7 protein-coding genes and 1 riboswitch are annotated in these 7,643 nt (G+C 70.6%); of the genes, 5 read left to right on the top strand and 2 right to left on the bottom strand.

The window, feature by feature from the left end; all coding sequences use genetic code 11:
* The coding region (locus AB0M46_RS43170) for a PAS domain S-box protein (RefSeq protein ID WP_363345929.1) at window positions 1–1,426 on the bottom strand (1,426 nt) is incomplete at its 3' end.
* Window positions 1,427–1,838: 412 nt separating this feature from the next.
* Here AB0M46_RS43170 and AB0M46_RS43165 point away from each other — a divergent pair.
* From AB0M46_RS43165 to AB0M46_RS43145, 5 genes are all read left to right on the top strand, one after another.
* Entirely contained in the window at window positions 1,839–2,600 is a 762-nt protein-coding gene (locus AB0M46_RS43165; protein ID WP_363345927.1) for a hypothetical protein, read from the top strand.
* Window positions 2,601–2,933: 333 nt separating this feature from the next.
* Entirely contained in the window at window positions 2,934–3,761 is an 828-nt protein-coding gene (locus AB0M46_RS43160; protein ID WP_363345925.1) for a DUF5753 domain-containing protein, read from the top strand.
* A gap of 222 nt (window positions 3,762–3,983) precedes the next feature.
* Window positions 3,984–4,156: riboswitch (cyclic di-AMP (ydaO/yuaA leader) on the top strand.
* Window positions 4,157–4,199: 43 nt separating this feature from the next.
* On the top strand, window positions 4,200–5,174 hold the full coding sequence (locus AB0M46_RS43155; RefSeq protein WP_363345923.1) for an NlpC/P60 family protein: 975 nt from the start codon (window positions 4,200–4,202) through the stop codon (window positions 5,172–5,174).
* Between the two features lie 50 nt (window positions 5,175–5,224).
* Window positions 5,225–6,001: a methyltransferase domain-containing protein gene (locus AB0M46_RS43150; protein WP_363345921.1), complete on the top strand. Its 777-nt coding sequence runs from the start codon at window positions 5,225–5,227 to the stop codon at window positions 5,999–6,001.
* Window positions 6,002–6,053: 52 nt separating this feature from the next.
* Window positions 6,054–6,464, top strand: coding sequence for a hypothetical protein (locus AB0M46_RS43145; RefSeq protein WP_363345919.1), 411 nt, complete (start codon window positions 6,054–6,056; stop codon window positions 6,462–6,464).
* Window positions 6,465–6,619: 155 nt separating this feature from the next.
* Here AB0M46_RS43145 and AB0M46_RS43140 read toward each other — a convergent pair whose 3' ends face one another.
* Window positions 6,620–7,564, bottom strand: a complete 945-nt coding sequence (locus AB0M46_RS43140; protein WP_363345917.1) for a sigma-70 family RNA polymerase sigma factor — start codon at window positions 7,562–7,564, stop codon at window positions 6,620–6,622.
* Window positions 7,565–7,643: the final 79 nt, after the last annotated feature.

Below are 7,643 nucleotides of genomic sequence, written 5' to 3'. Positions count from 1 at the left end.
TGCGGGCGGCGAAGAGGGAGCGGTTGGCCAGGCCGGTCAGGCCGTCGTGGGAGGCCTGGTAGGTCAGCTGGTCCTGGTAGCGGCGCGACTCGGTGATGTCGCGGGCGTTGGCGACCACGCCCTTCACGCTCGGGTCGTGCAGCAGGTTGGTGGTGATCACCTCGAACCACCGCCAGGTGCCGTCCGGCTGGAGGAGGCGCAGCTGCAGGGTGGTGGTGGAGCCGGGGTCGGCCAGGCCGCTGAAGGCCTGGCGCAGGCGACCGGCGTCGTCCGGGTGGACCAGCTCCCACAGGCTGGTGCCGACCACCGACTGGCGGCCGGTGAAGCGCAGGAGGCTCGGGCTGCCGTACGTGAGGACGTAGTGCTCGTCGGCGATGGCCAGCACGTCCGAGGAGTGCTGGACCAGGGAACGGAAGCGGCGCTCGTGGCGGCGCAGCTCCAGCATCGAGGCGTCGACCCGGGCCAGCAGGTGGGAGTTCTCGTAGAGGGAGATCAGCTGGCGGGCGGTGACCAGGAGCGTGAGCAGCACCGAGCCGCCGACCAGGATCCGGGTGACGCGGGGGTCGTCGCCGACGCCGACGAGCACGAAGGCGTCGGCGACGACGATGGCCACGTACGGGACCAGGCTGAACGGGCGGGCCTGGGTGCGCCTGACGGCGGCCGGGCCCTCGGCGAAGGCGCGGCGCTGGCGGACGGCGGCCATGGCCAGGCCCACGCAGCACACCGGGACGGAGATGTGACAGTCGTTGAGGTAGGGGCGCGACTCCAGCAGCGGGGCGGCCGAACCGGCCACGGCGCCGACGACCACGGTGCCGCCCATGGTCCACAGGGCGCGGCGGTCCAGGGCTCCCGCGCCGGCCAGGGCGACCTTGGCCAGGGAGACCAGGCTGGCGAAGACCATGATCAGGATGCCGAACAGGGTCCACGACGAACCGGTGACGGCGCTGACCGGGACGGCGGCGCGGGCCGCGGCGAACCAGGCGACCAGCGCGGCGGCGGCCAGCACGATCGTCAGGTCCAGGCCGAGCGTGATCAGGTCATGGCTGGAGCGCCGGCCCATGGGCAGGCGCAGGAGCGCCCAGAGCAGCACGACGATCGCCCCGAGGTACAGCACCATCGTCGGCGTGCTGGAGCGCTGGGTCGCGACGCCGAACCGCACGAGGGAGTCGTAGGCGCTGCTCGCCACCGCCGCTAGCAGCAGGGTCAGGACGAGGGCCAGGTGGCGCCAGAAGCGGCCACTACGGCGGTTCGGGGCGGCCCGGGCCGTGCGCAGGATGACGATCACCGCCAGCGTGACGCACGCGGGGACGGGCAGCCAGCCGACGACCGGATGCATGAGCGCGCCGGGCCACTGCGCAGCCAGCCAGGCGACGCTCAGCACGGCGAGCGCCGCCGTCCAGCGCAGCAGCCGAACGTCCAACGCCATACAGGCCGATCCCACTCCTGCCCCGCTAGCCAACATGGTGTCGATTCGGCGAGGGCGGTCCGGACCTGAGGGGTATGGGCGAATTGCCACAGTAATCGGATGGCGCTAGGCGCCGTCATGATCACTACGTAGTCGGGCGGTCACACATCGATGCCATCCGGTGCTAGGTTGACCGCATCACGCTTCCTCACCCTCGCGCGACGCAGCGGGCTCGCAGAAGAGAGAAAGGGATGCCATGACGGAGGGCCGGCATCATCGGCGTCACGACGACGACCACACGGCCGACGGGATCTACGTCCCGCCCCCGCGTGAGGTGCCACGCCCCCGATCCCGACACCCCGAGCCGGCCGACCGGCCGCCGCCCGCCGCGCCCTCTCCCTGGGCCCCAGCGGCGCCCGGCGGGCCCCCACCGGTGGACCCGGCCCCGCAGCACGCGCGATCGCCGGAGTGGACCGCCCGCCCCTCCCCCTGGGTGCCGGTCGACGACGAGTACGACGACGGGTACGCGGACGAGTACCCCGACGAGGAAGACTCGTACGCGGCGGAGGAGAACGAACCCACGGCTCCCCCGCCACGTGCGGACACGCGCCCCCGGTACGAGCCGCCGCAGCAGAACTGGACGGCGGACGAACCGGGGCTGACGCTGCGCGCCGGCCCGCGGCGGTCATCGCCCCGGTATGAGCCACCCGCGGAGGAGGAGCCGCCTCCCCGGTACACGCCGCCGGCCGAGGAACGAGCCAAAGCCGAAGAGGAGCGGCCGCAGCCGCTCTATCCCCAGGAGTGGCCGCCGCAGCCGCGACGCGAAGACTGGGCGTCCGAACCGCAACGCGAAGAGTGGCTGCCGGAGCCGCGACGCGAAGAGTGGGCACCCGAGCCGCACCCCGCCGGCGCGCCCGCCGGTCCGCCCCCGCAGCACCGCTCGTCCGCGACCGCGTGGTGGATCGCCATCGGCGTGATCATCGTGGCGCTGGCCGTCGCGGCCGGCGTGCTGGTCGGGCTGAGCCTGGCCGCCCGCGGCGGGTCGGCCGACTCACCCGCCGGGGCCGCCGGGGCCAGCTGCGGCGGCCGGGAGGTACTGCGGGTCACCGTCGCGCCCGGGCACGCCGCGGCCGGCATCGGAGCCAACCAGGCCGGCGGCTGCAGGCTCGTCGCGGTCACCGTCGAGCAGGCCTAGGGATCCCGGCCACCGCGGCGGCCGGGTTTGTGGCCACCTGGACCCAGTACAAACGCCTGGCGTGAAGCACCGCCCGGCTCCGCGGGCTCGAGGACGCGACCAGGCCGGCGTGTCCTGCGCGAGATGTCCCAGCTCACCGGCGGTCCGGCGGTCGCCTCGAACGACCCCGGCGGCCTCGCCAGCGCCATGGCCAAGATCTTCCTGGCGGCACCCGCCCAGCACTGAGCCGTCCAGGAAATCGGATCGCGTCAGGTGCATCAGCCGCAAATCGGGTAGATACGCGGAGCCCTCAACCGGGGCCATGCCATATGTACGCGATTGGGGGGATGGTCTATGAGCGGGCCCATCGTGGGCAAGCGCCGGCTCCGGGCCGAGCTGCGGCGGCTGCGGCGGGAGCGGGAGCTGACCCAGGACCTGGTGGCCGCCGAGATGGAGTGGTCGCTGTCCAAACTCATCCGCATCGAGAACGGCACCGTCGCCATCTCGGTGAGCGACCTGCGTAGCCTGCTGGCCTACTACCGGGTGCACGACCCGCGCACCGTCGACGAGCTGCTCGAGCTGGCCCGCGCGGCCAAGCGGCGGATGTGGTGGGACGAGTACCGCACCATGCTGGCCGGCCAGCAGATCACCTACGTCGGATTCGAGGCGGAGGCGACCAGCATCGGCGAGTTCGCCCCGATAATGTTCCCGACCCTGCTGCAGACCCGGCGCTACGCCCACGCCACCAGCGACGTGGAGTCTCCGCTGGCCGAGCGGCGGGTCGAGTTCCACGCCCGGCGCCAGGAGGAGCTGTTCGGCCGGGAGGAGCCGCCCCGCGTGGAGCTGTTCCTGGACGAGTCGGTGCTGCGCCGCGGCCCCGTCCCCGGCGACGAGGCACTGCTGGTCGACCAGCTGGAGCATGCGATCGAGTTCGCCCAGCGCCCGTACGCCGATGTGCGGGTGATCGCGCTCAACGCCGGGTACCACCCCGGCTGGGAGGGCGACTTCACGCTGCTGGAGTTCGGCGCCGACGACGGCGTGCTCTACCGCCAGCAACTGCTGTGGGAGGAGCCGGAGCTCATCGCCACGTACCGCAGGAACCTGGAGCGGCTGCGCGAGCGTGCCCTGCCGGCGGAGTCCTCGGCCGACCTCATGCGCCAGATCGCCCACGAATTGAAGTGAGGCCCGGGGCCGGGCGCGCACCCGGCCCCGGAACCCTTCGCACCTTGTCGATGCCTCCGGCGACCAACTGTCACTGTGCGGTACGCGCGACCAACCCCCGGTAATACGGACTTTTCCATGCATTACCGATCGATGAGGACACACGGCTTCCACCCGGCGAATGATCACGTTAAGTTAGGCTCTGGCCTGCTCGGCAGTCCGTCATCCACCCCGGATGACGCCGGGCAAGCGCCGCCGAATCGAGTTCGGCGCGCCGGGCAGAGACATCGACGGCGCGTGATCGAACCGGGGACCCAGAGTGTTCGTGGGGTGAATCCGCAGCGCACTGCGGTAGGGCGTTTTTTCTTCCCGCCCGAACCCGTCAGCTAACCCGGTAGGCGGTAGTCGGTGAAGAAGGGTCATCCTTCCTTGTCCACTGGACACCGTGCCCACCGGTCGATGCTGCGAACCCTCCTGCTCGGGTTCGTGATGCTCGCGGTGCTCGCACCGAGCACGGTCGCGCACGCCGATCCCACGCTCGCCGAGATCGAGGCCCAGCTCGACAAGTCGAATCAGGACCTCGAGGCCACAATCGAGGCCTGGAACGGCATCAACGCCGACCTGGCGACCACCCAGGCCAAGGCGGCCGAGCTGCAGGCGAAGCTCAAGCCGCTGCAGGACGGGGTCGACGAGACCAGCGCCAACGTCGAGCAGTTCGCGATCGCGCAATTCAAGACGGCCGGCAACATGCAGGCCATCTCGGCCATCCTCAACGCCAGCGACACGGGCTCCCTCATGGATCAGATGTCCATGCTGCAACAGATCACGCACACCCAGCAGAAGGACATCGAGAACTACCGCAACGCCAAGAGCAAGTACGACGACGAGAAGAAGCAGCTCGACGAGCTGCTGGCCGCGCAGACCACGCAGAAGTCGGACATCGAGAGCAAGCGCAAGGTGATCGAGGGCGACATCAAGAAGCTGCAGGATCTGCAGAAGAAGGCCGTCGCCGCGGGCTCCAAGAAGGTCAACCCGCCGTCGTACAACCCGGGCACCCTGCCCCCCGCCTCCGGCAGGGCCGGCGCCGCCGTGGCATTCGCCAAGGCGCAGCTGGGCAAGCCGTACGTGTTCGGCTCCGCCGGACCGAACAGCTACGACTGTTCGGGTCTGACCATGGCCGCCTGGAAGGCCGCGGGCGTGAGCCTCACGCACCAGGCGTCGCGCCAGTTCTCGGAGATCACAGCGCACTACAGGACGAGCACGCTTCCGTTCGACACACTGGAACCGGGCGACCTGATCTTCTACAACGGCCTTGGCCACGTCGGGATCTACGTCGGGAACAAGTCGATCATCCACGCGCCGCACACCGGCACGGTCGTGCAGTACGCCTCGGCCACCGTGGACAGCGTGTACGGCTGGGCGCGCCCGCAGTAGCGCTCCCCCACCCGCTTCGCCAAGACGCCATGCCCTTCATGATGGAGGGCATGGCGTCTTGGGATCCGGGGCAGTACAACCGCTTCGCCGAGGAGCGGGCGCGGCCCTTCCACGAACTCGTCGCGCGCATCCCGACCACCGCGGCGGTCGCCGTGGCCGACATCGGCTGCGGGCCGGGCGACATGACCGCCACCCTCGCCGAGCGCTGGCCCGACGCGGCCGTCCTCGGCCTCGACTCCTCGCCGGACATGATCGCGGCGGCGGAGCGGTTCCGGTCGCCGCAGCTGCGCTTCCAGCTCGCCGACGCCTCGGCCTGGCGCCCCCAGCGGGGATCGCTCGACGTGATCGTGGCCAACGCCTCGCTGCAGTGGGTCGACGACCACGCGACGCTGCTGCCGGCCTGGGCGGCGGCGCTCGACGACGGCGGGACGCTCGCCTTCCAGGTGCCGATCGCCGGCCACGACCCGGGCTTCGCCGCGATCGCGGAGCGCCCGCACTGGGCCGGTCGGCTGCGGGGCGCGGCGGCCGTCACCGGGCCGCGCTCGGCCAGCCCGGTCCTCGACGCCGAGGAGTACGTCCGACTGCTCAGCACCGCCGGGCTCACCGTCGACGCGTGGCAGACGACGTACTACCACGTGCTCCCCGGCGACGACCCGGTCTTCGAGTGGTTCAAGGGCACCGGCCTGCGCCCCTACCTCGACGCGCTGGACGACGCCGAGGCCTTCGCCGAGGAGGTCCGCGCGGAGCTGCGGGCCCGCTTCCCGAGGGAGCCGTTCGGCACGATCCTGCCGTTTCCCCGGCTCTTCGTCGTCGCACATCGGGCTTGACCCCGTCAGCTGCTTTACATCACGCAACGATCTTCGCGCCTAACCTGGCGCGATGAGCAGAACAGCGAAGACCATTCTTCTGATCGTCATCGGCGTCGTCGTCGTGTGCTGCGGCGGCGGCATCGCCGGCTTCTTCTTCCTTGTCAACTCGTCCACCAAGGCGCCCAAGGCCGCGGCCGGCGACTTCCTGACCAGCCTGGAGGCGGGCAACACCCAGGCCGCCTACAAGCTGCTGTGCGGCCAGGCGCAGAAGAACTACGGGCCGGAGACCTTCGACGCGTACGTCAAGAAGAACCAGCCGACCGCGCACGACATGAGCTTCGGCGGCTCGTACAGCAACACCAACGGCACCGAGACCGCCTCGATCTCGGCCACCGTCACGTACAAGAGCGGCAAGTCCTCGCACACCTTCGAGATGCGCAAAGAGGGCGGCGCGTGGAAGGTCTGCGGCGACCCGTACTAACCCATCCCATATGCGCGGATTGTTCGAAATGCCGGGTACTGCGCACCGCAATGCGCGGCATTTCGCGCTTCGCCCTATGACGTGTTGCGCTTTGACCGACAGTACGCATGACAAAGGGCCCCGGGTAAGTCCCGGGGCCCTTTTATGCTGTGTCGTTACGCCGCCTGCAGGCCCTCCGCGCGGGCCAGCTCGCGCAGCCGGCCGAGCGCCTGGATCTCCAGCTGGCGAATCCGCTCGCGGGACAGCGAGAACCGGGTCGCCACCTCGGTCAGCGAGTGCTCGCGGCCGTCCTCGAGGCCGTAGCGGGCCCGCATGATGCCGGCCGACCGGTCGTCGAGGTGGTTGAGCAGGCCCTCGATGCGCTGGCGCTCCAGGGCGGCCAGCACCACGTCCTCCGGCGACGGGGCGTCGGAGTCGGCGACGAGGTCACCCAGGTTGGTGTCGCCGTCGTCACCGACGGGAGTGTCGAGCGACACGGTGTCCTGCGACCAGCGCATGAGCTCGTGCACCCGCTCGACCGGCACGCCGAGCGAGGCGGCCAGCTGCTCCGGCTCCGGCTCGTTGCCCAGCTCGCGGGTGAGCTGGCGGGCGACGTTGCGCATGCGGTTGACGTCCTCGACGAGGTGCACCGGCAGCCGGACCGTGCGCTCCTGCTGCGCGATCGCCCGGCTGATCGCCTGGCGGATCCACCACGTCGCGTAGGTCGAGAACTTGTAGCCGCGCACGTAGTCGAACTTCTCCACGGCGCGGACCAGGCCGGTGTTGCCCTCCTGGATCAGGTCGAGCATCGGCATGCCGGACCGCACGTAGCGCCGCGCGATCGAGACCACCAGGCGCAGGTTGGCCCGGATGAACCGGTCCTTCGCCCGCTCGCCCTCCGCCACCAACCGGTGCAGCTCCGCGGCGCTCACCCCGTCGGGGATCTGCTCGCTGTCGAGCAGGTGCTCCGCGTAGAGCCCGGCCTCCACCGCCTTGGACAGCTCGACCTCTGAAGCGGCGTCGAGCAGCGGCGTGCGGGAGATCTCATGCAGGTACACGCCGACCAGGTCGCGCTCCTCGGCACCTGTATCGGGTCGCGTCTCCACTTTCACGTTCTCCACTTCGGGCCCCTCCCCGCTCCATCCTTCGCCTTCCCCGTTTCACCCTGCTAAAACGGGCGCCCCCCGGGTATGCCCCCTA

Source organism: Dactylosporangium sp. NPDC051485 (assembly GCF_040682015.1).
Taxonomy (GTDB): Bacteria; Actinomycetota; Actinomycetes; order Mycobacteriales; family Micromonosporaceae; genus Dactylosporangium.
The sequence above is the reverse complement of the archived record's forward strand: the minus strand, read 5'-3'. Positions and strand labels throughout refer to the sequence as shown.

Excerpts from the sequence above, each read along its gene's own strand:
- AB0M46_RS43160 (WP_363345925.1), top strand. The coding sequence starts at position 2,934 with ATGAGCGGGCCCATCGTGGGCAAGCGCCGGCTCCGGGCCGAGCTGCGG.
- AB0M46_RS43155 (WP_363345923.1), top strand. The coding sequence starts at position 4,200 with ATGCTGCGAACCCTCCTGCTCGGGTTCGTGATGCTCGCGGTGCTCGCA.
- AB0M46_RS43150 (WP_363345921.1), top strand. The coding sequence starts at position 5,225 with ATGGCGTCTTGGGATCCGGGGCAGTACAACCGCTTCGCCGAGGAGCGG.
- AB0M46_RS43145 (WP_363345919.1), top strand. The coding sequence starts at position 6,054 with ATGAGCAGAACAGCGAAGACCATTCTTCTGATCGTCATCGGCGTCGTC.